Origin of the sequence: Amycolatopsis albidoflavus (genome assembly GCF_039525725.1) — a bacterium.
In the GTDB taxonomy this organism is placed as follows: Bacteria; Actinomycetota; Actinomycetes; order Mycobacteriales; family Pseudonocardiaceae; genus Amycolatopsis; species Amycolatopsis albidoflava.
In genome coordinates this window covers 432,649-459,147 of the sequence record NZ_BAAAHV010000011.1, presented here as the reverse complement: position 1 = coordinate 459,147, position 26,499 = coordinate 432,649, and the positions used below count along the sequence as shown (strand labels likewise).

The following is a 26,499-nucleotide window of genomic DNA, read 5'->3' as shown; positions in this document are numbered from 1 at the left end:
GGTCCGGGTTGCGTCGAGCAGTCTCAGCCGGAAGCGGACGCGCCGGCCCTCGTCCGGATGAGCTCCTCGATCCCGTCCAGGATGCGGTCCAGGCCGAAGACGAACTCGTCGTCCGGGCCGTCCTCGGCGTCGATCGCTCCGGCCTCCAGTGCCGCGGCCACGGCGGGGAACCGGGCCGGGTCAAGGACTTTGCCCAGCATCTGGCCGTAGAACGACATCGCCTCGCCATGCTCGGCTCCGGCGGAGGCGAAGGCGTCCGCCACGTCGGCGATCACCGTGGCCTCGCTCCGGACGAATCCGATGAGCAGCATCATCACCGAGAGCTTCTCCCGCTCGCCGAGCCCGCTGCCGTCGAGGCGGCCCAGCCCGTGTTCCAGCCAGATCACCTGGTTCGGCGTGACCGGCGGACCGCTCACCGGGATGCGCAGCACCCAGGTGTGCTCGCGCAGGACGGTGTGCAAATCCCAGGCCCAGCGGGACAACGCCGCGCGGCAGGGCTCGCCGGGCTCGCCAGCGGACGGCGGCGTGCGGTATGCCGCGTCGGACATCAGGATGAGCAACTCCTCCTTGGTATCTACGTAGCGGTAGAGCGCCATGGTGGAGGAGCCGAGTTCGGCGGCCACCCGGCTCATCGACACCGCGGACAACCCCTCCGATGCCGCGACGCCGACCGCCGCGTCGACGATGCGCTCCAGGCTCAGCCCCCGCTGCCGTGCCTTGCCCGGCCGCTCTCGCACTCCCCAGGCCGCTTCGATCACCGATGGCAATCCAAGTCCGCGCCGATCGCCCATGTGGTCCGCTTTCGTCGACTTCGCCAGTCTGTTTCGTCCAGCGCAGATTGTAGTGCGCGGCGGCGCTCGCGCTTCTCCGCGGCGGGGAGAACAGCCAGGTCAGCACGCGCGGTATGGAGCGACGTCCGGGGTCGCGTGAGCAGGCCGCCCGCCTCTCCCATGAACCGCGTACGACTTACGCGTATGCTATAAACTTAACCGGACAGCCATTCGGACGGCAGCGATCCATCGGTAGTTCGAGGAGAAGAATGTGACCCCGACCGGAACAGCCATCGCGGCGAGAGGGATCCGGAAGAGCTACGGCTCGCTGACCGCCCTCGACGGATTCGACCTGACCGTGGAGGCGGGCACCGTGTGCGGCCTGCTCGGCCCGAATGGCTCCGGCAAGACCACCGCGGTCAAATGCCTGGCCACGCTGCTGCGGCCCGATGCGGGCAGCGCGCGGATCAGCGGGCTCGACGTCGTCTCGAACGCGGACGCCGTGCGCCGGCGGATCGGGCTGACCGGTCAGTACGCGGCGGTCGACGAGATCCTTACCGGACACGAGAACCTGGTGATGTTCGGCCGTCTCTACGGGCTGACCGTCCCGGCCGCCAAGCGCAGGGCCGGCGAACTGCTCGAGCACTTCGACCTGGTCGAGGTGGGCAAGCGGTCCGTGGCGCAGTACTCCGGCGGAATGCGGCGACGGCTGGACCTCGCGGCCAGCCTCGTCCAGGCGCCCGAGGTGCTGTTCCTGGACGAGCCGACGACGGGCCTGGACCCGCGCAGCCGCAACCAGGTCTGGACCGGCATGCGGCAACTCGTCGAGGCGGGCGCCACGGTGCTGCTGACGACGCAGTACCTGGAGGAGGCCGACCAGCTCGCCAACCGGATCGCGGTGCTGGACACCGGCAAGGTGATCGCCGAGGGCACGGCGGACGAGCTGAAATCACGGGTCGGCGGCGACCAGGTCGACGTGATCGTGCGCGACGAGGCCTTCCTCTCCGCTGCGGCCGACGTCCTGCGCAGGCTCGGCGAACCGTCGGCGGTCGAGCACGAGCGCAAGCTCAGCATGGCCGTTCAGGGCGACCGGATCACCATGCTCAACGAGATCCTCCGCCTCCTCGGCGACGCGGGCATCAACGTCGAAGACATCGGCGTACGGCGGCCGACCCTGGACGAGGTGTTCCTCGGACTGACCGGGCGGCGCGCCGGCGAACCGGAACCGGAGGGCGCGGCGTCATGACGATTTCCAGCAGCACCCGCAGTTCCGGGGCGCCAGCCGGCGTCGGCCAAGCCCCGCGGCCGGGCGACCGGGCGGTGCACAGCCGCGGCGGCAAGGCGTGGGCGGACACCCGGGCCCTGGTGCGCCGCACCATGACCCACGGCATCCGCGAACCGATCGAGCCACTGCTCTCGCTGGTGATCCCGATCATGATGATGCTGTTGCTCGGGTACGTCTTCGGCGGATCGATCACCATTCCGGGCGCCTCGAACTACCGCGAGTTCCTGATCGCCGGGATCATCGTGATGGTCAACGCCTACGGACTGAGCAACACCGCGTCCGGCATGGCGAGGGACACCGAGCGCGCGGTCTTCGGCCGGTTCCGCTCGATGCCGATGGCCGCGTCCGCGCTGGTCGCCAGCCGGGCGATCTACGAGATGGCCCGCGGCGTCGTCGAGACCGTCGTGGTGGTGCTGGCCGGCCTGCTGATCGGCTGGAACTGGCACCACGGCTGGGGCGATTTCCTCACCGCTCTCGGCCTGCTCCTGCTGTTACGGCTGGCCTTGGTCTGGGTCGGCATTCTGCTCGGCCTGACGGTGCCCGCCGAGGCGGTCTCGCCGATCGTCTACCCGCTGGTGTTCCCGGCGACGGTCATCTCCAGCAGCTTCGTCGCCCCGGAGAAGATGCCGGACTGGCTCGGCGCGGTCGCCGAGTGGAACCCGATTTCCTCGATCGTGAACGCCACCCGCGAACTGTGGGGCAACCCTGGCGTCGGCGGCGACTCCTGGATCGTGCACCACGCGCAGCTCATGGCGGTCGTCTGGCCGCTGGCGATGATGGCGCTGTTCATCCCGTTGGCTGTCCGGCGTTTCCGCCGGGTCACGGCCTGACTCGGGCTCAGCCCGCACCTGGCGGGTGGCACCGGGTTCGCGTCCTACGTCGATGACAAATAGCGGAGGACGGCGGCGGGCCGCTGGCAAATTCCGGTCCGGACTTGGGCACTGGTCGCGATTCGACGAATCCGGCTGCTTGTCCGGTTTACCCTGGCACTGACAGCTTTTTGCCGCGTCGCACGCATTGTGCCCACGGTGTGCGGCGTCAGCCGGGACCGGGGCGCGCTCGGCCGGGGCATCGTGCTGGCGATGGTGCGCCGGGCGCTGGGCGGCCACCGGCTGCGCCTTGCCGAGGGCCTGCGCGACGCTCGGCACCTGAGATCCATTCAGGACTGTCCTTAGTGGATAGTCCTGAATGGATCGCGCCGGTCCCCCGACAGGACGACGCCCATGCCCGTCCGGCCGGGCGGATCGGCCGCCAGTCCGTGACAGCGAACGCCGGGTCTCGGTCCTGCCAAGGTCAGGCCGTCCGCGCATCCCCTGTCCGCCAGCATGAGGTCGCGGACGTCGGTTCGACGATCGAACTGACCGGGCGGCCGAGGCGGCAGGAAAGATCACAACGCCGCGGGCGGCCAGGCCGGCAGGGCGGCGGTCCGCGGCCGGAGAGCAGGCATCGCGCGGGGCTCGACTCCGATCTCGGCCATGGCGCGGCGATAAATGTCATGGCGGCGGCGCGCTTCTCCGATCCGGCCCGCTGTGATCAGCACCTTGATCAGGTTCAAGTGCGCTTGCTCGTCGTAGGGGTCGTCCTCGAAGAGGCGCAAGGTGTGGCGGACAACCTCGTCCACGTCGCCGTTCGTCTGGCAGTGGTGGATCAGGGCGCGCAGTACCGCCTGGTGCAAAGCGCGCAGCTCTTCGACCGTGTGTTGTGCCCAGTCGGCATAGGGATCGTCTTCGAGGAAGTCGCCCGTGTACAGGCCCGCGGCCCGGTACATGCGGGCCACGGCATCGGTCCGGCCGGCGCGATGCGCTTCCACCGCGGAGATTGCGGTGCTGCGGAACTCCGCGACGTCGATGCTCACCAAAGCCGAGTCCAGCCAGACGGACGTGCCGTCGGTGAGCAGCGGCTGCGGATCATCTTTGGCCGGCTGCAGGACCTGTCGCACGGTACTCAGCAGCACCGACAACCGGTTGCTGGACTTGCCGGGGTCGACGCCTGGCCACAGGACTTCCATCAGCTGGTCCCGGGGCGCGGGCCTGCTGCGCGAAACGAGGACTTTCAGCAGGTCTCGCGCTTTGCGTGACTGCCACGCCGTCCTCGGCACGGCGACGCCGTTTCGGATGACCCGGAAATTGCCCAGCGCGTAGATCGCCACGGTGTGCGGCGCTTCGGTCGCCGAGCGAAGGCCGTTCGCGCCGCACTCGACAGCCGGGTCGAGGCCGTGCGCGGGCACCGCGGCCAGGGTGCCGGCGGCGAAGCCGGGAAGCGAGACGGTCGCGGCGCCTTCCGGACGGAGGCCGTTCTCTTCTCGAGTCTCGGCGTTTTCGCGCGGCACGTCCGCACCGGCTGCGGCGAATTCCTTCAGACTGGCCACCGAGGCGGTGTCAGGCAAGTTTAGTCGCATTGATCTCACCTGGAATGCCTTTGCCTTGTTGGTCTTTTCCCGTCGAACGCCGGAACTTCCCGGCACCGAGCGGGCGGAAAACCCGGGGACACGCGCCGTCGCCGAGGCGGCCGCGGGCGGCTCAGACCATTGCGCCGGTTCCCGGCCTTCCCGTCACCTGCCGAGCCTGCGTTCACTATCCGACCCCCATTGCTTTCGTCCGGGCGGAATCCGCCGTCTCGGCGGACTTCTGGCGCTGATTCCGCCGCTCCGGCGAAGTCCTGGGTATGCCGGATGCTCATACGCGTCCTTCGTCGAGGGAGTGCTTGGTCTGCCCACATCCAGTCGTCGGGAACCGCACTCCGTTACCGCTGGAAACGAAATTGCTCCATTCGTGGGATTAGCCCCCGAATGGAGCAGCGGGCAGCCGTTTAACCCGCCGCCGAATGCCCTTAAGTGAACGCTAAGCCTGCCGGAAACCCCATTTCTTAACCTTCCGTCCGTCCGCGAATCGCAGCCGAAAGGGGTGGCTCGGATGACGGTGCAGGACGAGGCGAACTACGAGGTCTACTGCCTCGCCGACCGGCTGTTCTACGACCAGCCGACCCGTCACGCCGGCGAAAGCACGGACTTCGCGGCCGCCGCGCGCGCGGTTCCGCCCGGCTGGGCGCACGAGTCCAGCGACACCTGGATGTACTACGCGCCCGAGGACGTGCCGCTTCCGGCACAGGGCTGGAAGATCCACGTGTCGTCGCGGCTGGAGGACGCCGAACGGGTGCTGGACACGGTACGGGAATTCTGTGAAAGCAACCGAATCGCCTTCAAGTTCTTGCGCAGCAGAAATGTTCTGGTGCTGTTCAACGCCAAATCGGCATTCCGGGGATCGAGCGGAAAACTGGTCACGATTTACCCGGATTCGGACACCCGTTTCGAGGCCGTGCTCGCCGAACTGGACGGCCTGCTTCGCGGGGTAGCAGGCCCGTACATCCTGAGCGATCTTCGCTACGGCGACGGGCCGCTGTACGTGCGGTACGGCGGCTTCACCGAGCGTTTCTGCGTATCGGACAATGGCGAGCGCGTGCTCGCCATCGAAAACGCCGACGGGACATTGGTGCCCGACGTGCGCGGTCCCACGTTCGCGCTCCCGCCGTGGATTCAGCTGCCGTCGTTCCTGGAACCGCACCTCGCCGCCCGTGCGGCCGTCACCACCGCGGATCTGCCTTACGCGATCGAGAGCGCGATGCAGTTCTCCAACGGCGGCGGCGTGTACCTCGGCCGGGACACTCGCACCGGCGACCAGGTAGTGCTCAAGGAGGGCAGGCCGTACGCGGGCCTCGACGTGGCCGGCCGAGACGCGGTGACCCGGATCCGGCACGAGCGCGACATGCTGGCCCGCCTCGCCGGGCTCGACGCGGTGCCCGCGGTGCTCGACTGCTTCGAACTGGGGGAACACCACTTCCTCGTCGAGGAGTTCGTCGACGGCAACCCGTTGCAGCGCCTGCTGGTGCACCGCTATCCGCTGACCCATCCCGATCCGGAGCCGGAAAAGCTGGCCGAGTACGTCGAGTGGGCGCTGGGCATGCTGGCCCAGGTCTCCGCCGCGGTGGACGCGCTGCACGAGCGCGGCGTCGTGTTCGGCGACTTGCATCCGGAGAACATCCTGGTCACGGCCGAGGGGCGGCTGGCACTGATCGACTTCGAGGTCGCCACCCTGACGGAAGACGCGGCCCGCTCGTCGCTCGCGCACCCGGCGTTCTCCGCGCCGCCGGACCGGGTCGGCACCGAGGTGGACCGGTATGCGCTCGCCTGCCTGCACCTGGGTATGTTCGCTCCGCAGGCCACCATCACCACGCGGTTCGACCCAGGCAAGGCACGGCAGATCGCGGCCTACGCGGCCGAGGTCTTCCCGTTGCCGCCGGGCGCGTTGGACGAGTCGGTGCGCGTCATCGAGGGCGCGGAGCCGGGGCCGTCCCGGATGAGCGGGCTTCCGCTGCCCGGAGTCTCCCCCTGGGACGATCTGCGGGCCGCGCTGCGAACCTCGATCCTCGCGTCCGCCACCCCGGACCGCGACGACCGCCTTTTCCCCGGCGACATCGCGCAGTTTCTGCCCGGAGGCGGGATCAGCATCGCGTATGGCGCGGCAGGCGTGCTCTACGCGCTCTCCGCCACCGGTGCCGGACGCTTCCCCGAACACGAGGACTGGCTGCGCAAACACGCGTTGACTCCGGCCGACGGCGCTGCCCTCGGCTTCTACGACGGCCTCCACGGCGTCGCGTATGTCCTGGCCGAACTGGGGCATCGGCAAGACGCGCTGAGAATCGTCGAACGCTGCCTCGCGATGCCAGCGGACGCGGCCGAACTCGGGTTGCACGGCGGGCTGGCCGGCATCGGGCTCGCTCTCCTGCACTTCCGGGCCGACCTCGGCATCGGGCCCGCGCTGTCGGTGGTCGACCAAGTCGCCGACCGGCTGGGCGGAGTGACCGATGTCCCCGAAATCAGCGGAGGCGACCATCCCCGGGCCGGGCTGATGTTCGGATCGGCCGGGCCGGCGTTGCTGTTTCTGCACGCCTACGAGCAAACGGGCGACCTCGGCCTGCTCGATCGCGCGGAAATCGCGCTGCGCCAAGACCTTCGCCGCTGCATCCGCGCCGAGGACGGCACCGTGCAGGTCGACCAAGGCTGGCGGACGCTGCCGTATCTCGACGAGGGCTCGGTCGGGATCGCGCTGGTGCTGGAGCGCTATCTGCGCCACCGCCCGGACGAAGAGCTCGGCGAAATGCTGGCCAGGCTGCGCGCGGTCACCCGGAGCGCGTTTTTCGTGCAGTCCGGCCTTTACACCGGCCGGGCCGGAATGCTCCTGGCCGCGGAACCGTCCGGAGCGGACGCGTTGGTCCGGGGTTTGGGCTGGCACGCGGTGCCCTGCGGCGACGGGCTCGCGTTTCCCGGCGACCAGCTGTTGCGCCTGTCGATGGACTTCGCGACCGGGACGGCGGGCGTGCTGTTCGCGCTCGGTTCGGCGCTGCACGGCGAACCGGTGCGGCTCCCGTTCCTGGCCGGCCCCGAAGACCCGGATGCCACTGGGCATTCGTCAAGTGACGACCCATCGAAGGAGGTGTAATCACATGGCACTTCTCGACCTGCAGGGCATGGAGGCCCCCGGCGGCAAGGGCGGCGGCGGCGGTTCCACGCTGACCGTTCTGGGCTGCGCGTCGCACACGCCGAGCAACGTCAGCCTGTTGCTCTGCCACTGACGCCCGACGGGTCCTGGGCGGACTTGGCCTCCGCCCAGGACCCTGCCCTTCGCGAAAGGAGCGGCCGTGCTCGCCGAACGCCTGCCGATCGCCGACGACCTGCACGGCCGCCTCGTGCCCGATCCCTACCGGTGGCTCGAAGACGCCGCCAGCGCGCAGACCCGGCGCTGGCAGGCCGCCGAGGACGACCGCTGGCGCGCGCACGCCGCCGCTTTGCCCGGACGCGCCCGGCTGCACGGGGACGTGCGGCGGCTGAGCGCGGTCGGGGTGGTGACGGCTCCCCTGTGGCGCGGCGACCGGCGGTTTTTCCTGCGCCAGGAACCCGGTCAGGAACACCCGGTGCTCTATGTGTCCGAATCGGACGGTACGGAACGGGCGCTCGTCGACCCGATGAAGCTGGACAGCGACGGCCTGGTGGCGCTCGATGCCTGGCACCCCAGCCACGACGGCGCCCGCCTGGCGTTCCAGCTCTCCCGCGGCGGCACGGAGAACTCCGTTCTGCACATGCTCGACGTCGGCTCGGGCGAGCAGATCGACGGACCGATCCGGGGATGCCGGTACACGCCGGTCGCGTGGCTGCCCGGCGCCGACAGCTTCTGCTACGTGCGGGAGCGGCGAGTGTGGCGGCATCAGGTCGGTGCCTCGGTCCAGCAGGACGTCGCGGTGACCGGCCGAACCGGGTCGTTCGGGCTGGAAATCGACCGCGACGGCCGGTGCCTGGTGCTCGCCGAAGGCACCGGCCTGTGGCTCGTCGACCCCGCCACCGGCGCGGAGCGGACTGTCCACGAAGGACCGGACGGCCGCGCGGCCGCGTTGCCCCACAAGGATCTCCTGTACCTCCTCACCGACAAGGGCGCGCCGCGCGGCCGGGTGTGCGTGGCCGATCAGTCCGCGCCCTCGCAGTGGCGCGAGTTGATCCCGGAAGATCCGGCGGCGGTGATCAGCGATGTCGCAGTGCTGGACGATTTCCTTGTGGTGAGCCGGATCCGGCACGCGATCGGCGAGATGAGCCTGCACGACCTCAGGACCGGCGACCGGGTCGCCGACGTGCCGTTGCCCGGTGCCGGATCGCTGGGATCGGTGTCCACGCGCGGAAACGAGGCGTGGTTCGGCTACACCGACAGCGTGACCCCGGGTGCGGTCTACCGATACGACGCCGAGACGCGCCAAACCAAACTCTGGGCGGGAACGCCCGGCATGAAAGTCCCCGACGTGCTCAGCCGGCAATTGACCGCGAAGTCCTCGGACGGCACCCCGATCCGGGTCGTGGTCCTCGCGAAGCCCGGCACTGGACCGCGTCCGACGATTCTCTACGGCTACGGCGGTTTCGGCGTTCCGCTCACGCCGTCCTACTCCAGCTACATCCTCGCGTGGGTCGAGGCGGGCGGTGTCTTCGCGTCCGCTCAGGTGCGAGGCGGCGGCGAGGAGGGGGAAGAATGGCACCGCGACGGAATGCTCGACCGCAAGCAGAACGCCTTCGACGACTTCGTCTCCGCGGCCGAGCACCTGATCGCCGAGGGCTGGACGACGCCGGCGCAGCTGGGCATCTGCGGCGAGTCCAACGGCGGCTTGCTGGTCGCGGGAGCGCTCACTCAGCGTCCGGAATTGTTCGCCGCCGCGGTGTGCTCGGCGCCGGTGCTCGACATGGTGCGGTACGAGCGGTTCGGCCTCGGTCCGCAGTGGCGCGAGGAGTACGGCTCGGCCGCGGACCCCGAGCAATTGGCTTGGCTGCTGGGCTATTCGCCGTACCACCGGGTGGAGAAAGGCGTCGCTTACCCCGCGGTGCTGTTCACGACGTTCGGCGGGGACACCCGGGTAGACCCGATGCACGCCCGCAAGATGTGCGCGGCGCTGCAATGGGCGACCACGAGCGGGCGGCCGGTGTTGTTGCGCCACGAACCTGACGCCGGCCACGGCGCGAGTTCGGCTACCCGGGCGATGCGGCTGGCGGGCGACCTGCTCGCGTTCCTCGCCGAGCACACCGGGCTGGACCTCTCATGATCACTTTCGGCGACGTGGTGCGGCGCGCGGGCGGCTGGCTGCCGTTGATCGGGCTCGCCGGCCTCGTCGGCAGCCTCGGCACCCTCGCGTTGCCTACCGTGCTTGGCCACGCGGTCGACGCGCTGATCACCGGGCACAGCCGCGGCGTCTGGGTGGCGGCCGCAGGGGTCCTGATCGCCGTCAATGTCGTGTTCGACGTGGTCGACGCCTACGCGGGCACCGCCTGCGTCGCCGGGACCACGGCGTGGCTGCGCGATCGCGTCGTGCGGCACGTGCTCGCGATCGGTCCGGCCCGCGCCGCCCGATTCGAGACCGGCGACCTGGTCACGCGGGTCTCCGGCAGCGCCGTCGAGGCCGCGCAAGCCGGGCCCGCCGTCGTCACGACGATCTCGGCCGCGCTGCCGCCGATCGGCAGCCTCGTGCTGCTGGCCTGGATCGACCTGTGGCTCGCTCTCGCCTTGCTGGCCGGCCTCGCGCTGGTAGTGGTTGTGTTGCAGACGTTCGCGTTGCGCAGCGCGGCAGTGCTGGTCGCCTACCAGCAGACGCAAAGCGCGATCGCCGCCCGGCTCGCCGAATCCCTGGGCGGGGCCCGGACAATCGCCGCCGCGGGCACGGTCGGCGCGGAAGAACGCCGGGTGCTGGCAGACCTGCCGAAGCTGCACGAACACGGTGCCGGCACCTGGCACGTCCTGGCGCGTTCCAGCGCGCAAGCCACCTTGGTCGGCCCGCTCGTGCTGGTCGCCGTCCTCGCCGCCGGCGGCATCGAACTGCTGCGCGGCCGGATCACTCCCGGCGAACTGTTCGCCGCCAGCCAGTACGCGGTGATCGGCGGCGGGCTCGGCGCGTTGACCGGGGTCTTCAGCAGGCTCGCCCGTGCCAAGGCGGGAGTGCGCCGGGTCGGCGAAGTTCTCGCGACGGAACCGGTTTCCTACGGCACCGAAGCGTTGCCGGACGGCCCGGGCACTGTCGAATTCCGCGGCGTGACTGTGCGCGCGGACGACGCGGTGTTGCTGGAGGACGTGCACCTGAGTATCCCCGGCGGAGCGGCGGTGGCCGTCGTCGGCGCTTCCGGGGCGGGCAAGTCGGTGCTCGCGGAGGTCGCCGCGCGCCTGCGGGCACCGGACGAAGGCGAGGTCCTGCTCGACGGAATCGCGCTGGCGGCGCTGGATCATCGTGCGCTGCGGACCGCGGTCGGCTGCGCGTTCGAGCGGCCGGTGCTCGTCGGCGCGTCGATCGGGGACGCGGTGGCCGCCGGGCGCGAGATCGACGTGCGGGCCTCGGCGCGCGCCACGCACGCGGACGAGTTCGTCGGCCGGCTCCCGGACGGCTACGCGACACCGCTGGCCGACGCTCCCCTGTCCGGCGGCGAGCACCAGCGGCTCGGCCTGGCCCGTGCCTGGCCCGCCCGGCGCCTGCTGGTCCTCGACGACGCGACGTCCAGTGTGGACATGGTCACCGAGATGCAGATCGCCCGCACCCTCACCGACGACCACGGCGAACGCACCCGGCTGATCGTCACGCACCGCGCGGCGACCGCGGCCCGCGCCGACCTGGTGGTCTGGCTGGCCGGGGGCAAGGTCGTCGCGACCGGCACCCACGACGAACTGTGGGCGCGGCCCGGTTACCGGGAGGTCTTCGGATGAAGCGCGAAATATCCTTTGGCCTCAAGGCGATGCCGCGCGGGCCGGTGGCGGCGTTGCTGCTGTGGTCGGTGCCCGAGGCGCTGCCCGCCGCGCTGTCCGGGTTCGCGGTCGCGCACGCGGTCGACTCGGGTTTCCTGGCCCATCGCCCGGCAGTGGGCCTCGCGTGGCTCGGCCTGCTGCTCGTGGCCGCCGGACTGGGCGCCGTCGGCTCGCGACAGGTGTACCGGCTGCTCGGCGCGCTGGTCGAGCCGTTCCGCGACACGCTCGTGCGCAAGGTCGTCAGCGGAGCGTTGGGGCACGCGGTGCGCGGGCGTGCCGACGACGGGGCCATCGCGCGGCTGACCCACCAGGTCGAGATCGTCCGGGACACCTACGCCGGGCTGATTGTCGTGCTGCGCGGGTTTCTCGTCACCGTCGTGGGCGTGGTAGCCGGAATGGGGTCGGTCGACCCGGTCATCGTGGCCTTGCTGCTACCGCCGTTCCTGCTGGGCCTCGGCCTTTTCCTGGGCACGCTCCACCTTGCCGCCGAACGATTCCGCCGATCCGTGCACGCCGACGAGCGCCTCGCGGTCACCGCGGGAGCCGTACTGGCCGGAACTCGCGACATCGCCGCGACCGGTGCCGAAGAGCACTCCGCGGACCTGGTCGCCGGGCCGATCCGGGCGCAGGCCGACGCCGAGCGCGCGATCGCCACCGTCACGGCGGCCCGCACTCTTTGCCTGGCAGTCGGCGGCTGGGTGCCGCTGGTGGTCCTGCTCGTCGCCGGACCGTGGCTGGTCAGCCGCGGCCTGACCGCCGGCGCCGTGATGGGCGGGCTCACCTACGTCCTCATCGGACTCCAGCCGGTGCTGCGCAACCTGATGACCGCGGTCGGCGGAAGCGGCCTGCGGTACGTCGTCACCGTCGGGCGCATCCTCGACGCCGCTGAGCTGCCCGCCGAACCGGAGCGCCGGGCCGAGGCCGGCCGCAGCGGCGAACTGACCGTCCGCGACCTCACTTTCGCCTACGGCTCGCATGCCGAACCCGTGCTGAGCGGGCTCGATCTCGTCGTGGCGCCGGGAGATCACCTGGCCGTCGTCGGTCCCAGCGGCATCGGCAAGTCGACGCTGGCCGGGCTGCTCTGCGGATTGCTGCGTCCCACCGCGGGCGAGGTCCTGCTCGGCGACGTGCCGGTCTCCGACTTGTCCGCGCAACGGCTTGCACAGGTGCGCACGCTGATCCCCCAGGAGGCCTACGTCTTCGCAGGCTCCGTATTGGACAACCTGACCTACTTCGCGCCGGACGCCGACCCCGAGCAGGTGGCGCGGGCCGTCACCGCGATCGGCGCGGACGAGCTCGTGGCCCGGCTCGGCGACGAACTCGTGCCCTCGGCGTTGTCGGCAGGCGAACGGCAGCTGATCGCACTGGTGCGCGCCTACCTCTCGCCGGCCTCAGTAGTGGTCCTGGACGAAGCGACCTGCCATCTCGACCCCGCTGCCGAACGCCGGGCAGAGGAGGCGTTCGCCCGGCGCGACTGCACGCTGATCGTGATCGCGCACCGGATCAGCTCGGCGTTGCGCGCTCGCCGGGTGCTGGTGCTCGACGGCACCGGTGCCATCGCCGGAGAGCACCAGACACTGCTCGAAACGTCTCCGCTCTACCGGGACCTGCTCGGTCACTGGAACCCCGATCGCCGCCTGGAGGAAGTGTGACGACCGCCAATCCGCTCGCGCCGCTCACGGCCGACGAGATCGCGGCCGCGTCCGCGATTCTCAAGGGAGCCAAGGGACTCGGCGCCATGGTGCGGTTCATCAGCATCGAACTGCACGAGCCGGCGAAACGCTCCGTGCTCGACGGCGTCCCGGTCGACCGCGAGGCGTTCGCCGTCCTGCGCGACCGGGACAGCCGCACCACGATCGAGGCCGTGGCCTCGATCACCCGCGGGGAACTGCTGTCCTGGCGAGAGGTTCCCGGCGCGCAGCCGGGCTTCTCCCGCGACGAGTTCGCCGACTGCGACGCGGTCCTGCGCTCCGACCCGCGGTTCCGGGAGGCGTTGCGCCGCCGGGGAATCACCGATCTGGACTCGGTCGCGATCGACCTGTGGGCGGCGGGCAACACCGGCCCGGCCGAGGACCCGGCACGGCGGCTGATGCGCCCGCAAGTCTATGTGCGGCAAGGGATGTACGACAATCGCTACGCGCACCCGGTCGAAGGCCTGACTGCCCTGGTCGACATCGACCGGATGGAGGTCGCGGAACTCGTCGACCACGGCGTCGTGCCGATCCCCCACCGGCACGGCAACTACATCCCGGAGCTGATCACCGGCGAGATCGAGGGCTACCCGGACAACGTCCCGGCGTTCGCCGCGACCCGAGACGATCTGCGGCCGCTGGAGATCACGCAACCGGACGGCCCGAGCTTCACGCTGGACGGCTACGAGCTGAGCTGGCAGCGCTGGCGCCTGCGCGTCGGCTACACCATGCGGGAAGGCCTCGTGCTGCACCGGATCGGGTACGACGACGGCGGGCGAGAGCGGCCGATCGTGTACCGGGCCTCGATGTCGGAGCTCTACGTGCCCTACGGCGATCCGAACCCGTCGCAGCGGGTGAAGAACGCCTTCGACATCGGCGAGGGCGGCATCGGGCCCTGGCTGAACTCCCTCGCGCTGGGCTGCGACTGCCTCGGCGAGATCCGCTACCTGGACGTCGTGATGTGCGACGACGACGGCGCTCCCGTGACGCTGCCCAACGCCGTCTGCATCCACGAGGAGGACGACAACCTGGCCTGGAAACACACCGACGGCAACCTCGGGCACGCCGAAACCCGCAGGCAACGCCGGCTCGTGGTCTCCTGCTGGGCCACGGCGAACAACTACGACTACGGGTTCTTCTGGTACTTCTACCTCGACGGCACCATCGAGTTCGAGGTGAAGCTCACCGGCATCGTCTCCACCGGCGCGTACGAGGGAGATGCTCCGCGCTACGGCACCGCGGTCGCTCCCGGCCTGTACGCACCGAACCATCAGCACTTCTTCAACATGCGGCTGGACATGTCCGTCGACGGCGAGCACAACAGCGTGTACGAAGTGGACACTGTCGCGGTGCCAGGCTCCGAGCAGCACAACGCGTTCGCCGCGCAGCCGACGCTGCTCGCCCGGGAAAGCGAGGCACAGCGGCTGGTCGACCCGCTCTCCGGTCGCAATTGGACAGTCGTCAACCCGTCGGTCCGCCACCACACCGGCCGCCCGGTCGGCTACCAGCTGATGCCGGGGACGAACATCCTGCCGCTGGCCCAGACCGGATCGCAAACGAGCAGGCGCGCGGGCTTCGCGTACCGGCATTTGTGGGTCACCGCCTACGATCCGGACCAGCGCTACGCGTCCGGCGACTACCCGAACCAGCGTCCCGGCGACGACGGACTCGTCGAGTACGTCCGGGCCGACCGGCCGCTCGTGGACGCCGATGTCGTTGTCTGGTACACGTTCGGAGCGAACCACGTGCCGCGCCCGGAGGACTGGCCGGTGATGCCGGTGTCCAAGGTGGGCTTCCATCTCAAACCGGTGGCGTTCTTCGCCGCGAACCCGGCGTTGGACCTGCCGAGACCTCGGTGCTGAGGCTTGCGGCGGCGGTATCGTCGGCCGGACAAGGCTTTGCGGGAGGCGACGCTCGGGCATGCCGTCGGGAGGACCGGCTCCGGCGCCTCCCGACAGCACCCGCGAATCAGGACTTGGGCAGCGTCACGCCGTACCTCTTGGCCGACAACGTCGCCGGGAAGAAGCACGAGGTCTGAGTGTCTCCGCCGGACAGCGTGCCGAGACCCTTGCTCCCGTCATAGGCCGGACCGCCCGAGTCGCCGTGATCGGAATGCGCGGTCGTGCAGAACTCGTGGTAGACCGTGTAACCCTCCGCCTCGAAGGTGTAGTCGACCTTGGTCACCTCGCCCGACGTCACCCCCGAGGTGATCCCGGCCCGCTTGATCTGCTCGCCTACCGTCGCGTCGGCGAACTCGGTGATCTTCGTGCCGTCGTTGATCTCGCTCGGTCCCTCGCCCGAAGCGTTCTCCACGAGCATGTTGTCCTCGTCGGGGAACACCGCGTCGACGGTCTTGCCGTCGTTCCACGGGCCGCCGCCGCCGAGCTTCTCGCAATGGCCGGCGGAAAGGAGCAGCTTCTGGCCGTCCTTCTCCACGTTGAACCCGTTGGAACAGGACGCTTGGCCGTTGCTGATCTTGTCGCCGCCCTTGATGAACAACGACATCGCGCCGGGATGGTGCTCGACGCGGACCATGTCGCCGTACTGGCGGGCGGTCTCGAGCAGCGAGTCCTTCTGTGCCTTCGGGGTGGCGTCGTAGACGTCGACGACGACCTGGTTGCGGGCGAGGTCGAGGCCCCAGCCGGCGCTGGGCACGCCGCCGGTGGCGTCCAGGTGCTGCTTCACCGTGCCGAGCTGGCCCAGGCTGTACCGCACCACCTTCGCGTTCAGGCCGGAAGCGCGCACCTTGGCCGCGTCGGCGTCGTTCAGCACGGTGACGACCGAGGCGCCGCTGTCGTCGAGGTAGTGCCCGCCGGTGGCGGAGCCGAGGCTGTTCATGACCGCGGCCGGTGTCGCCGCCGCGGACGCGGCGGGCACGGTGGTCATGGCGAGGGCCAGCGTGCCGAACGAGCCGACGGCGAGGACGCTCAGCCTGAAACGTGTCGATCGCATGTGTTTCCTCCTGTGCGGAACGGGAGAGAAAGGACGTGCACCGAGCGGGGAGCCCGCGTCAGGGCCTCCGGATTCGGTGCCGGGCTCGGCTGAGTGCGGAGGCAGCTCCGCCCGGGTGCGTCGGGTGACCGGATCGGGACCATGAACCTCCAGTTCGGCGGTCCGGACCGTCTCGTCGTTGAAACGGAACGTGATCAACCTTCGGTTCGTGATTCTCGAACAATTCGAGGCAAGTGCGACACCGACGAAGGTAGGTTCACGTTTGTCGCAATCCCGCGCCCGAACGGCGCAGCGGAGGCGACGAGCGCGGCGCGCCCAGCGCGGTCGACGCCTCCGTGCTCGGTCTGCGGACGGTCGGGCGCGAGTGTCCACTTGGGACGGTCGCTTCCACGCCTGGCGCCGGCCGGAACTCAAGCCGGACCGAGACGTTCGAGCGACACCGTCGCTTTACGGTGCACTGGAAAACGGTTCTTGCCGCTCTTTCTCGCGTCGTTCTTCTTCCGCGGACTGGCAATCAAGCCCGTCCGCGAATAACTGGCCGCCGGGTTACTCTCCGGTGCTGTCTCCACGCTGGCCGTGGGCGCATCGGCTGGGCTCGGCGCGCAGGCACACCGCACCTCCGTTGACGCGCAGTCCGGCGTCGTCGAACGCGGTAGTCCAGGAACGGGCGATGGCGGTCTGCGCGGTGGCGAGCGGGATCAGCCCGCTGCAGACGGCGTCTTTGAGTTTGTTCTCGACCGCGTCCTTGGGGTTGGGAATCTTCCCCGGCTCGACCCACAGGTTGCGCGGGTCGTCAGGCGCTCCCCCGAGTTCCAGGGAGACAAGGTGGTCGTACTCGCCGGTCTCGCCGGCGGGCAGGGTGTACGCCTTCGCCGTGGTGTCCTTCATGCGACTGGTCTTGCCGGTGGGCGGACGCACGGTTTTGGTCCAGCCGCTCTTGCACACCGTGGTGGCGATATTCGCTTGGGAGACCTGCGGATTCACCGCACCGGGGGTGCAGGACGGGTCTGGCGTCGGTTGCCCGTCGCGGTTGCCGAGGTGGCAGGAACCAGCTGCCGGAAGCGGCGTCGCAGAGCTTCCGACCGACAGCGCGGCACCGCCGGCCGACTGGGCAGGCGCCTTGCCACCGCTCGATTGCTGCCCGGTCGCGTGGCCGGGGGTGCACGCGGAGCATGCCACGATCCCCGCGGCAAGAACCCCAGCGAGACGTACCGCCCGAAGCGGACGTAAACCCTTCTTCAGCACGTTCTTCCTTTCACCGCAGCAACAATCACGCGCGCCCAGATCCGGGCGGCGCACAGCTTCTCCGCTGCCGCCGGAAGCGAGCGGCAGCGACACGCGCCCTTCCTCGGAAATCCCCCGCGCCGGGGCCGATCGCGGCGGCAGGTTCGGATGTTTCCGACGTCGCAGCATCAACTACGCGCACCAGGCCAGCCGAACCATTGGCGGAGGATGTGGGTTCCTGGGCGTGCTGAACGAAGCGGACATGACCGGCGTAACGAACGGAGTCGCACACACGACTACAAATCACCATGTGGCAAGGAGTTTGCTCATGTTCAAGGGCGTCGCCCTCACCGCCTGTTCAGGTCGTGACGTAGGCGATCTCGTTGCCGGCGGGGTGACTCCCACCGCCGCTTCGACACAAGGATCCTGTCCTCCGCGGCAAGCCGGACAGCCATGCGTCAATGGGCAACTGGTCCAGTCCAGCCCGCCCAGCGAGACACCTCGTTCTCGCGCACCGGCCTGATCCGGCAGCTGACGGCCCACGTCACACGGCTCGCCGCGCGCCAGGCACGAGCCCTGACCGGCGAAACTCCTGACTGAACTGAGAGGTCACGAGCGCCCAGACCCGGTGCCGTGCAAAGGAAGGCCACGAGCGGCAGCCGCCGCCTTCGGGCTCGACCGTGTTTCGCGCTCCGGTGAGGCGAATTCTCACTGTTTCGTCTACGGCCCTCGCTTCAGCGGCAGCCCGGGCGGCCGCCCGGCAGGCTCGTGAGCAGTTCCACGCCACGCCACGCGCCGCACTCCGCGCTGCCAGCCTGGCCTCGATCAGGGAACGACCTCCGCCATCCCCCCGCCGTCGATCGCGGAGGCGGCGAGTGCGCGCATGCGGCGGAGCAGGCGGGACGTCACCGGGCGGACCAACGGGTGGACGCCGCCGTTCGCCTCGGCGGCCTGCTGCCACTTCGCCTGGCGAGACTGGCGGACGGCGGGGTCGGCCAATTCGGCGCACTCGAGGGTGTCAGTGTTCAGGTCGACGGTGATCGTGTCGCCGTCCTCGACGAGGGCGATGGGGCCGCCGAGCGCGGCTTCCGGGCCGACGTGTCCGATGACCAGGCCGACCGATCCGCCGGAGAACCGCGCGTCGGTCATCAGCGCGATGGAGATGCCTTTCGTCCGGCACAGCGCGGTGATGCGGGAGGTCGGGTCGAGCATCTCGGGCATGCCCGGCGCGCCCCGCGGGCCTTCGTAGCGGATGACGACCATGTCCCGGTCCGCGAACTCGTCCGGCGTCTCGACCAGCGCCCGCAGCAGGGACTGCTCGCTGTCGAAAACGCGCGCCCGTCCCTCGAAGCGGCCGTCGACCACGCCGGTCTCGACCCCGGCCAGTTTGATCACCGCGCCGCCGCCGGGGGCGAGGTTGCCCGACAACAGCCGCAGGCCGCCGGTGGGCTTGAACGGCTCGGCGACGGGGAAGATCACCCTGCCGTCCGGGGCGGGCGGGTCGAGCCGTTCGATTTGCTCGCTGAGGGTCTCGCCCGTGCAGGTCAGGGCGGAGCCGTCGAGCAGGTCGTGCCGGAGCAGTTCAGCCACCACCGCCTGCAGGCCGCCGGCGGTGTCGATGTCCACCATGCTGTACTGCCCGAACGGCCGGGCGTCGACGAGCACCGGGACGTTCCGGGAGAGCCGGTTGAACTCCTCTTGAGTCATCACCTCGGACCAGAAGTCGAGGCCGGCCGCGCGGGCGATCTCCGGCGCGTGCAGGACCACGTTCGTCGAGCCGCCCAGCGCGATCGCCACGACGGCGGCGTTGCGGAACGCGAGCGGGGTGGCCAGAGCGCGCGGCGCCATTCCGCGCTGGGTCATGATTTCGAGGCAGTCCACGATCTGCTCGGGGAATTCCTCGACCCGGCGCGGGTCCTCGGACGCCGGCGACACCATATGCAGCGGCTCCAGCCCCAGCACGGCGATGAAGGACTGCATCGTGTTGTAGGTGAAGATCCCGCCGCAGCTGCCGTGCCCGGGACACGCGTTGCGCGCCCACCGCTCGCGTTTGGCCGCGTCCGGGTCCCCGGCGACCTGGAAGCAGCTGACCAGATCGATCGTTTCCCCGGTTTCGGGATCCGTGCCCGGACGGATGGAACCGTCGGAAACCACCACCGCGGGCACGTCGCGCTCCAAGATCGCCGCCGTGGCGCCGACCGGAGGCTTGTCGCACGCCACCACGGCGACGACTCCCCGCATCTCGCTGCCCTCGAAATGCAGGGACAACCCGTCGTTCGTCGTCTCGCGGCCGATCAGCGAGTACCGCATCTGCGGGGTGCCGTTGCGCTGGCCGTCCGAGATCCCGCCGGAGTAGTTCGGGGCGAGCAGCCGGACGGGCAGGTCGCGCTCGCGGATCCGGCGCGCCAGTGCCTCGTGGATCGCCGTGACTTTGTCCGTGACGCCGACGCAGCAGACGCTGTCCCCCAAGGTCCCGACGACGCCCCACGCGTCCCCGTGGATCTTGTCCACGTCCTGGCCCAGCGACCGGGCCGTGGCCACCGCCTGGCAGTCCTGGCCCGGACGCCACACATCCCGGCGGCTCGACTCGTCCATCAGCTCTCCCGTCGTCGACACGATCGTCCCTATCGTCGCAGATCCGGCCGGGTGCGCAGCTCGAGCGACGCGGCGGCACGCGGAACGGGATGCATGGGCCTCAGCGGTATCGATCTGGATCTCCTGGTGGCGCTCGACGCGTCGCTGGCCCGTCTGCGCAAGCACTTCGACGAGCCGCTGCTGGTGTGCGAGGGCTGCGGCTCACAGTCTCGCCCCGGTCGCCGAGTCGCTGGTCGCGCCTGTCCCCGGAGCGGGTTCTAAACCTATGCCCGCCGAACTGTCCGCTTTGGCGTCCGGCACGTTCACAGAACAGGACGCCGCTGAAGCCGCCGCGTGCCGGATGTGCCTGCGCTTGCTTGGCGCTCCTGGGCCTTGGTCACCGATTTGGACCGCGAAACCCTGGTGGAACTGACCGTCCTGGTCGGCTATTACCGCACCCTTGCCCAGCTGATGCACATTTTCGGGATCGGAATCCCGGTGTCTTCGTGACGACAGTGTCCGGTCTCGGCGCAGCGTGGTGACGGAGCGCATGACGGGGAATACCTTAGCGTCCCTGATCGGAGGAGAGCACCGTGCGCTCGGCCCCATTGCGGCGAGTACCCGGCCTCAGACAGCACCTTGCCCATCAGGTGCTGTCTGAGGCCTCGCGACCTTGCCGTCGATAATGCCGCTCTCGGATCGCTGAACCGCTGCGATCACGACCTTCCCGGACTCCATTCCGGACACAATGCGTTGCAGGCGTGGACTTCAGCGGCGAAAGCCGCGATTCGGGTCGCGTTCCTCGCCGTCATAGAATGGTTCGAACAAAAACTCCAGCTCGCCGGGCGCGGCGGAACTCTGATCCGAGTACAACAAACCAATGTGGTCCGTGTCCTCGAAAAGCGCGTCGTAGAGGTTGTCGAACTCGTTGTCGTATCGTGTCTCCGGCAAGCCTTGAACAAAGCTTTCAATCACGTCCGGGTCGTCGAGCAGGCCCTCCGCCTCCCGGATCATCAGGTCCAAAGCGACCTGCTCCGCCATGTCCAGAGGATGTGGCTCGACCCCGTCTTGCAGATCGTTGGTCAGATCGTCGAAGACGCGTGCCATGCGGCGAAAGAACTCGGCTGGCTGCTTGGCCATGATGGCAGGCATAATTTCCGCAAAGGTCCGCGGACCACCGGCATTCACCTCCTCAGCATGGTCGAAATACTGGTCAGCGAGGATGGATCCCGCCGCGGCCAACACCTCCGCAGTGCGAGGAGTCAGATCAGGCCGGACACAGTCCACACACCCGCCTTCTTCACAGATTTCGCAATCCTGGCAGTCGTCGACACAGTTTCCGCACGCGGTGCACTCGCCGGATGGGCAGACCGTCGACGGGAACATCAGGATTCCGTCGACGGGGTCGCCAGGCAGATGGTCCGCCAGCCTTGACCGTCCCAGCCGGGTGTCCTGAGCAGGCTCGATCGGCAGCTGACGCACCGCTGCGGCGACACTTTCCGGCAGACCGGTCAACGCCCCGTCAAGACGTTCGACGTGGTTGCGACGACCGAGCAGACGAGAATTGAGAGCATCCGCCAGACGCCGCGCGGCGGTGGCATCGGGCACGGTGGCCAAGGCAAGCAATTGAGGATGGCCCGGGAATCCGGTGATCGCCATAATCCGGTGCTTGCTGGCTGTGTGATGAGGCAAAAATGCCTCGTACCGATCGTCGTCAAAGGACACAGTGGTCTCCGATAGCAGAGGCTGACCAGGCGTTCTGCCAGCACACGCCGACAGAACGCCCCTCAACAAAGGTTATGGGTGCGCACTGATGGTCCGGGTGCTTCCGCAGACCGCGTGGTGCAAGGAGACGGTAGCACAGTTCGCCGCTGCGCATGGACCGGCATTCGGTGCAACGGACTGCCTGCTCCGACAGGCCCGAGGCGGCGAACAGGAACATCGCCGAGTCAGCCTAATTGATCAAGGACGCGATGCCCCCGCTCGCGGCCAAGCCAGCGCGAGCAACTTGCCACCCGCCAACAGATCGCCGCTCCTGGCCTGGGAGCGGCGGCGGACGCGATGACAGGCAAGCGAGAGTTCGCGGAGGCGCTTGGCACCGACGAAGCGAGCGACTACGCAGAGACGGTCCGCCCTCTCACCCTCGCACTGACACCCTCGGCGATTGATCACCCGCGGTTCGCGAACTCCGAAGGCCGCCAACCGCGCACACGGCAGCAACCGCGAAGGCCGCGGCCTCGTAAGTCATCGCGTGCCACAACGCCGCACCCGCCGTCGCCGCTGGCGCGGCGTACGCGATGCCAGCGAACGTGACTCCCAGCGTTCCGCCCAGCTGCTGCGCCGTGGGAAGCAATCCGGAAACCGAAGCCGCCGCCTCGGGGCGCGCTCTGGCGATGATCTGGGTGAATGCCGACGCGGTGAAGACCCCGAAGGCGACTCCGCCGACGCACAACGCGAGCCAATACCACCAGCGCAGGTCGATCAGCACCGGGACGGCAAGGCACACCAGTCCCATCGCGAGCGAGGCGGCGGCGAGCGCCCGGGGGCCGAACCGGTTGCCCAGGCTGTTCGCGATCCGGCTGCTGGCCAGCGCTCCGACGGCGTACGGCGTGACGCTCAGGCCCGTCTCAAGCGGGCTCCAGCCCTTGGCGCCCTGCAGGTGCATCGACAGCAGCAGAGTGAAGGACGGGACGCCCGCGTTGAAGACCAGCACGGCGGCCAGTCCCCATCTGGTCGCTGGTTCGTCCAATGTGGACGGTTGGATGAGCGGTTCCGCCGCCCTGCGCTGGGAAAACACGAAACCGGTCAGCGCCACCGCCGCCAGTGCCAGGCTTGCCCAGGTCCACGGCGGCCAGCCGGTCTGGCGTCCCATCGTCAGCGGGAACACCAGCAGTGCGAAGCCCAGCAGGCTCAGCGTCGCGCCCAGCGGATCGACGCGCGCGGGTTTGCGTTCTTCCCGGACGGACGGCAGCGCGGGCGAGAGCGCGAGGGCGGCGATCCCGATCGGGACGACCACCAGCATCGCCGCCCGCCAGCCCAGTCCCAGCGGATCGAGCTGGGTCAGCACGCCGCCGAGCACCGGGCCGGCGAGGGAAGCCGCCGCCATCGTCGCTCCGAAGGCGCTCAGCGCGGCGGGGCGGCGGTTCGCGGGCAGCGCCGACTGGATGATCGACAGGATCTGGGGCGCCATCAGGCCGCTGCCGAAACCTTGCAGGGCGCGCCCGGCGATCAGCACCCACGCGTCCGGCGCGGCGGCAGCCCCGATCGAGGCGGCGGTGAACAGCGCCATCCCGGCGACGAACATCCGGCGGTAGCCGTACTTGTCCCCCAACCGCGCGGAGACGAGCAGCGAGCAGGCGTAGGTGAGGGTGTAGGCGGCGAGGACCAGCTGGGTCTCCGCCGCCCCGGCGTTCAGGTCCCGCTGGATGTCGACCACGCCCACCTGCATGACCGTGACGCTGAACAGCTGCACAAACGTGCCGGACAGGACGATCGGCAGCAGAAGTCGTTGCGACGCCGGAGAAAGACGCACCGAGCTCATCGGTCGGACCGGTGCAGGGCGACCGCGGCGAGGGTCGTCGCCAGTTCGTCCGGCCGGGTCACGAACGGAGAGTGGCCGCCCGGCAGGGAATGCACGCGGAACGGGTTGTCCGGGGTCAGCCGGTCCGCCTCGGCGATCATCAGGTCCTGGGTCGCGGGCGGCAGGGCGAGATCGTCGACCAGCCGCACGTAGGAGCGGGAAATCCGTCCCCAGCGCGCGGCGGAGACCGGGACCGGGGTGGTGAAGTTCGCGAACGGGAGGTCGGGGTGCAGGAACTGCCGCCACGATTCCGGGCTGCCCTCGGGGAGATCGTCGAGGAACGCCCGGCGGATGACGCCCACGACGGCCGGGTCGGGGGAAAGCGGGTTGATCCGGATCGCGCCGAGTCCGGCCGGATCGCCGACCGGCGGGACCTGGACGGCGCCCGCGTTCTCCTTGGCCTCGATGTAGTCGGCGAACCGGGGCCGGCCGCCGGGCACGAACGCGGACAGGTAAACGAGCCGGTCGACGAGTTCCGGCGACTGCTCCGCGGCGGCGGACGCGGCCGCGCCGCCGGCGCTGTGGGCGACCAGGACGACGTTCCGGTACCGGGTGCGCGCGCTGACAAGCGCGTTGAGCACGACGTCCGTGCTGTCCTGCATGGTGACGTCGTGCAGGGCCGACCTTTCGCTGGCGAAGCCGGGCTGGCCAGGCAGGAAATACCCGCTGGGGACAGGCGCGTCGAGCCCGCTCCCCGGCAGGTCCACGGCGACGCTGGCGAGGCCGTGCCGCGCGAGCGCGCGTTGCGTCGCTGTCCAGTGCAGGGCGGAATGCCAGGCGCCGTGCACGAGCAGGATGACGGTCTCGGACGAGGAGGGTCGGGTCACTTGAGGTCCTTCGGGAGTCGATCACGGACCTCCCCAGAGCACACCCGCCGTGCAGCGTTATCCACCGCGATATCTTGCGAATGCCTTCGCGATACTTCCTGCGTATCATGACGCCGTGGAAGCTCGTCACCTCCGTTACGCCCTGGCCCTCGCGGAACACCAGCACTTCGGCCGCGCCGCCGCGTCGCTGGGCATTGCCCAGCCGCCGTTGTCGACGCAGATCGCCGCGCTCGAGCGGGAAGTCGGCGAGCGGCTGTTCGACCGCACCGCGCGCGGCGTTTTTCCCACCGCCGCCGGGGACGCGTTCCTCGCCAGGGCGCGCGGCGCGCTTGCCGAGATGAGCCTCGCGCTGGTCGACGCGGGCCGCGCGGCACGCGGGGAGACCGGGAGGCTGCGTCTCGGGTTCATCGGGTCCGCGCTGCTCGACCCGCTGCCCGGGGTGATCGGCCGGTTCCGGAGGACTCGTCCGGAGGTCCGGATGACCTTGCAGGAGCTGGACAGTTCCGCCGGGTCCGCGGCGTTGCTCGCGGGCGAGCTGGACGTGGCGGTGGGACGGGGCAGCCCCCGCGGCACCGGCGCGGAGCACCTGGTCACCGTGCCCATCGGCGCCGACCACCTGGTGGCCGCGGTTTCGGCGGGACATCCCTTCGCCGGGCGCCGGTCCGTCGACGTCGAACAGCTCTCCCGCGAGCCGCTCGTGGTCAGCGCGGACGCGGCGGGCTCCTATCTCAGATCGGTGTTCGAGCCCGCCGCCCTCGACAGCGCCACGCTGGCGCGCGACATCCACACGATCGCCGGGCTCGCCGCCTGCTCCGCGGGAGTCGGACTCGGTCCGGAACGGATGCGGCTGATCGCTCGCAAGGACATCTGGTTCTGCGCCGTCGAGCCGCGATTCCGGCTGCCGGACCTGCAGATGTCCTTCCGGGCGGCCGATTCCTCGCCGACGCTGGCCGCTTTCCTTTCCGTGGTCCGGCAGAACTGCGCCGACGTCGGCGGCCGGCTCGACGAACTGCTCGCCCGACACCCGGCCGCCACTGGGCGACAGCCGTCGCCCGGCGACTCGTGACTCGAAACGCCGACCGCAAGGGAGAAAGCATGCTTCGGAACACACTCGAGTCGGTGCGCCTCGACGACGTCGAACTGGCCTGCCGCGTCGTCGGCGACGGACCGGAACTGGTCGTCCTGGTGCACGGATGGCCGCAGACGCACGAGTGCTGGCGTCAGGTCATCCAGCCGCTCAGCCTCGGCCGCACCGTCGTCGCCCCGGACCTGCGCGGCTACGGCGCATCCGGACTGGCCCGCTCGGGCGGCTACGACAAACGCGCCACCGCCGCCGATCTCAGTGGCCTGATCCATCACCTGGGATTCGAATCGGCGACGGTGATCGGCCACGACCGCGGCGCCAGGGTCGCGCACCGCTGGGCGCTCGACCGCCCCGCCGACATCACCGCGCTGGCTCTGCTGGACATCCTGCCGACCAGGGTGGTCATGAACTCGTTCGACCGCGGCTCCGCGAACGCGATGTGGCACTGGTTCTTCCACCGGAACTCCGAACTTGCGGCGAAACTGGTCTCCGGGAACGTCGAGGCCTACCTCGGCCATTTCCTCGCCAGGGTGCGCGAAACCGGAGCCGTCGACGAGGAAACCTTCCGGCATTACGTCAAAGCGTTCGACGACCCGAAGCGGCTGCACGCGTCCTTCGAGGACTACCGCACCGGATTCTCGACCGACCTCGACCGCGACGAGGCGGACCACGCCGCCGGAGCGCGGATACAGGCGCCGCTGCTGCTCCTGTGGGGCGCAGAAGGGGGCCTCGGCGGGCTCGACGTGGTGAAGGTCTGGCAGGAACACCACGCTGATCCGGCTGGTGTGCGCGGGTGGTCGGTTCCTGGCGGGCATTACGTTCCGGAGGAAGCGCCGGGGGCGGTCGTGGATGCGGTCGAGGGGTTTTTGGGGTGAGGGCGGCTGTGTTTGATTGCCGCGACTTCGTCGCGGCGGAGAAATCGCCTTCATCCGGTTTCTTCCCTCCCGATCCGCTCGGCCCGGGGGCCGATCGGATCGCTCAGTCCAGAAACCGGGGCGATTTCTCGTTGTGGTCGGCTGTGGGGTCAGGGCGACCCGGGGCGATTTCTCGGGCCGGTTCAGTGGGCGGTCAAGGCGACGGTGGGGCGATTTCCCGGTTAGGTGCGGCGGGGGGTTAGGGCGACGGCCGGGGGCAGGTTTGCGGGGTGGGGGTCGATGGCTGTTCGCGCAGGGGCTGGCAGCTCGGCTCAGGGCGGGCGGGA

20 protein-coding genes are annotated in these 26,499 nt (G+C 69.7%); 12 read left to right on the top strand and 8 right to left on the bottom strand.

All coding sequences use genetic code 11. The features are described from left to right. Window positions 1-23 precede the first annotated feature (23 nt). Entirely contained in the window at window positions 24-758 is a 735-nt protein-coding gene (locus tag ABD156_RS16665; RefSeq protein WP_344273483.1) for a TetR/AcrR family transcriptional regulator, read from the bottom strand. 283 nt (window positions 759-1,041) lie between these two features. Here ABD156_RS16665 and ABD156_RS16660 point away from each other — a divergent pair, with 283 nt between their 5' ends. The 3 genes from ABD156_RS16660 (at window position 1,042) to ABD156_RS16650 (ending at window position 3,230) form a co-directional block, all read left to right on the top strand. After that, window positions 1,042-2,016: an ATP-binding cassette domain-containing protein gene (locus ABD156_RS16660; protein ID WP_344273480.1), complete on the top strand. Its 975-nt coding sequence runs from the start codon at window positions 1,042-1,044 to the stop codon at window positions 2,014-2,016. Further along, a complete protein-coding gene (locus tag ABD156_RS16655; protein WP_344273477.1) occupies window positions 2,013-2,885 on the top strand; it encodes an ABC transporter permease in 873 nt (290 codons plus the stop codon). Before ABD156_RS16660 ends, ABD156_RS16655 begins: the two co-directional genes overlap by 4 nt. A 198-nt stretch (window positions 2,886-3,083) precedes the next feature. Next, window positions 3,084-3,230, top strand: a complete 147-nt coding sequence (locus ABD156_RS16650) for a hypothetical protein (RefSeq protein ID WP_344273475.1) — start codon at window positions 3,084-3,086, stop codon at window positions 3,228-3,230. Window positions 3,231-3,442: 212 nt separating this feature from the next. Here the strand turns inward: ABD156_RS16650 and ABD156_RS16645 are convergent, their stop codons facing one another. After that, window positions 3,443-4,453, bottom strand: coding sequence for an AfsR/SARP family transcriptional regulator (locus tag ABD156_RS16645; protein ID WP_344273471.1), 1,011 nt, complete (start codon window positions 4,451-4,453; stop codon window positions 3,443-3,445). 514 nt (window positions 4,454-4,967) lie between these two features. On the opposite strand from ABD156_RS16645, the gene lanKC reads away from it, so the two are divergent. The 6 genes from lanKC (at window position 4,968) to ABD156_RS16615 (ending at window position 14,919) form a co-directional block, all read left to right on the top strand. Then, window positions 4,968-7,550, top strand: a complete 2,583-nt coding sequence (lanKC, locus tag ABD156_RS16640; RefSeq protein WP_344273468.1) for a class III lanthionine synthetase LanKC — start codon at window positions 4,968-4,970, stop codon at window positions 7,548-7,550. 4 nt (window positions 7,551-7,554) lie between these two features. After that, window positions 7,555-7,683, top strand: a complete 129-nt coding sequence (locus ABD156_RS16635) for a SapB/AmfS family lanthipeptide (RefSeq protein WP_116203144.1) — start codon at window positions 7,555-7,557, stop codon at window positions 7,681-7,683. A gap of 66 nt (window positions 7,684-7,749) precedes the next feature. Then, complete coding sequence (locus ABD156_RS16630; RefSeq protein ID WP_344273464.1) at window positions 7,750-9,684, top strand: prolyl oligopeptidase family serine peptidase; 1,935 nt, start codon at window positions 7,750-7,752, stop codon at window positions 9,682-9,684. Next, on the top strand, window positions 9,681-11,327 hold the full coding sequence (locus tag ABD156_RS16625) for an ABC transporter transmembrane domain-containing protein (protein WP_344273461.1): 1,647 nt from the start codon (window positions 9,681-9,683) through the stop codon (window positions 11,325-11,327). The genes ABD156_RS16630 and ABD156_RS16625 overlap by 4 nt, the downstream gene beginning before the upstream one ends. Then, the gene (locus tag ABD156_RS16620) at window positions 11,324-13,018 is read left to right on the top strand and encodes an ATP-binding cassette domain-containing protein (RefSeq protein ID WP_344273458.1); all 1,695 of its coding nucleotides are present in this window, start codon (window positions 11,324-11,326) and stop codon (window positions 13,016-13,018) included. Before ABD156_RS16625 ends, ABD156_RS16620 begins: the two co-directional genes overlap by 4 nt. Beyond that, window positions 13,015-14,919 (top strand): primary-amine oxidase, encoded by a 1,905-nt coding sequence (locus ABD156_RS16615; protein ID WP_344273455.1) that lies wholly within the window; start codon window positions 13,015-13,017, stop codon window positions 14,917-14,919. Before ABD156_RS16620 ends, ABD156_RS16615 begins: the two co-directional genes overlap by 4 nt. Before the next feature lie 106 nt (window positions 14,920-15,025). Here ABD156_RS16615 and ABD156_RS16610 read toward each other — a convergent pair whose 3' ends face one another. The 3 genes from ABD156_RS16610 to ABD156_RS16600 form a co-directional block, all read right to left on the bottom strand. Beyond that, window positions 15,026-16,009, bottom strand: coding sequence for a S1 family peptidase (locus ABD156_RS16610; protein WP_344273454.1), 984 nt, complete (start codon window positions 16,007-16,009; stop codon window positions 15,026-15,028). 546 nt (window positions 16,010-16,555) lie between these two features. Further along, window positions 16,556-16,993, bottom strand: coding sequence for a hypothetical protein (locus ABD156_RS16605; protein ID WP_344273451.1), 438 nt, complete (start codon window positions 16,991-16,993; stop codon window positions 16,556-16,558). Between the two features lie 1,065 nt (window positions 16,994-18,058). Continuing rightward, window positions 18,059-19,849, bottom strand: coding sequence for a dihydroxy-acid dehydratase domain-containing protein (locus tag ABD156_RS16600; protein ID WP_344273449.1), 1,791 nt, complete (start codon window positions 19,847-19,849; stop codon window positions 18,059-18,061). A gap of 312 nt (window positions 19,850-20,161) precedes the next feature. Between ABD156_RS16600 and ABD156_RS16595 the strand changes: the two genes are divergently transcribed. Next, window positions 20,162-20,317, top strand: coding sequence for a hypothetical protein (locus tag ABD156_RS16595; RefSeq protein ID WP_344273446.1), 156 nt, complete (start codon window positions 20,162-20,164; stop codon window positions 20,315-20,317). A 258-nt stretch (window positions 20,318-20,575) separates the two neighbouring features. On the opposite strand, the gene ABD156_RS16590 is transcribed toward ABD156_RS16595, so the two are convergent. The 3 genes from ABD156_RS16590 to ABD156_RS16580 all read right to left on the bottom strand — a co-directional run bounded on the left by ABD156_RS16590 (window position 20,576) and on the right by ABD156_RS16580 (window position 24,214). Next, on the bottom strand, window positions 20,576-21,532 hold the full coding sequence (locus tag ABD156_RS16590; protein ID WP_344273443.1) for a hypothetical protein: 957 nt from the start codon (window positions 21,530-21,532) through the stop codon (window positions 20,576-20,578). A 412-nt stretch (window positions 21,533-21,944) separates the two neighbouring features. Continuing rightward, window positions 21,945-23,348, bottom strand: coding sequence for an MFS transporter (locus tag ABD156_RS16585; RefSeq protein ID WP_344273440.1), 1,404 nt, complete (start codon window positions 23,346-23,348; stop codon window positions 21,945-21,947). Beyond that, a complete protein-coding gene (locus ABD156_RS16580; RefSeq protein ID WP_344273437.1) occupies window positions 23,345-24,214 on the bottom strand; it encodes an alpha/beta fold hydrolase in 870 nt (289 codons plus the stop codon). The genes ABD156_RS16585 and ABD156_RS16580 overlap by 4 nt, the downstream gene beginning before the upstream one ends. Before the next feature lie 115 nt (window positions 24,215-24,329). Here ABD156_RS16580 and ABD156_RS16575 point away from each other — a divergent pair, with 115 nt between their 5' ends. Both ABD156_RS16575 and ABD156_RS16570 read left to right on the top strand, forming a co-directional pair. Next, a complete protein-coding gene (locus ABD156_RS16575) occupies window positions 24,330-25,280 on the top strand; it encodes a LysR family transcriptional regulator (RefSeq protein ID WP_344273433.1) in 951 nt (316 codons plus the stop codon). A 29-nt stretch (window positions 25,281-25,309) separates the two neighbouring features. After that, a complete protein-coding gene (locus ABD156_RS16570; protein ID WP_344273430.1) occupies window positions 25,310-26,173 on the top strand; it encodes an alpha/beta fold hydrolase in 864 nt (287 codons plus the stop codon). The last annotated feature ends 326 nt before the right edge of the window (window positions 26,174-26,499 follow it).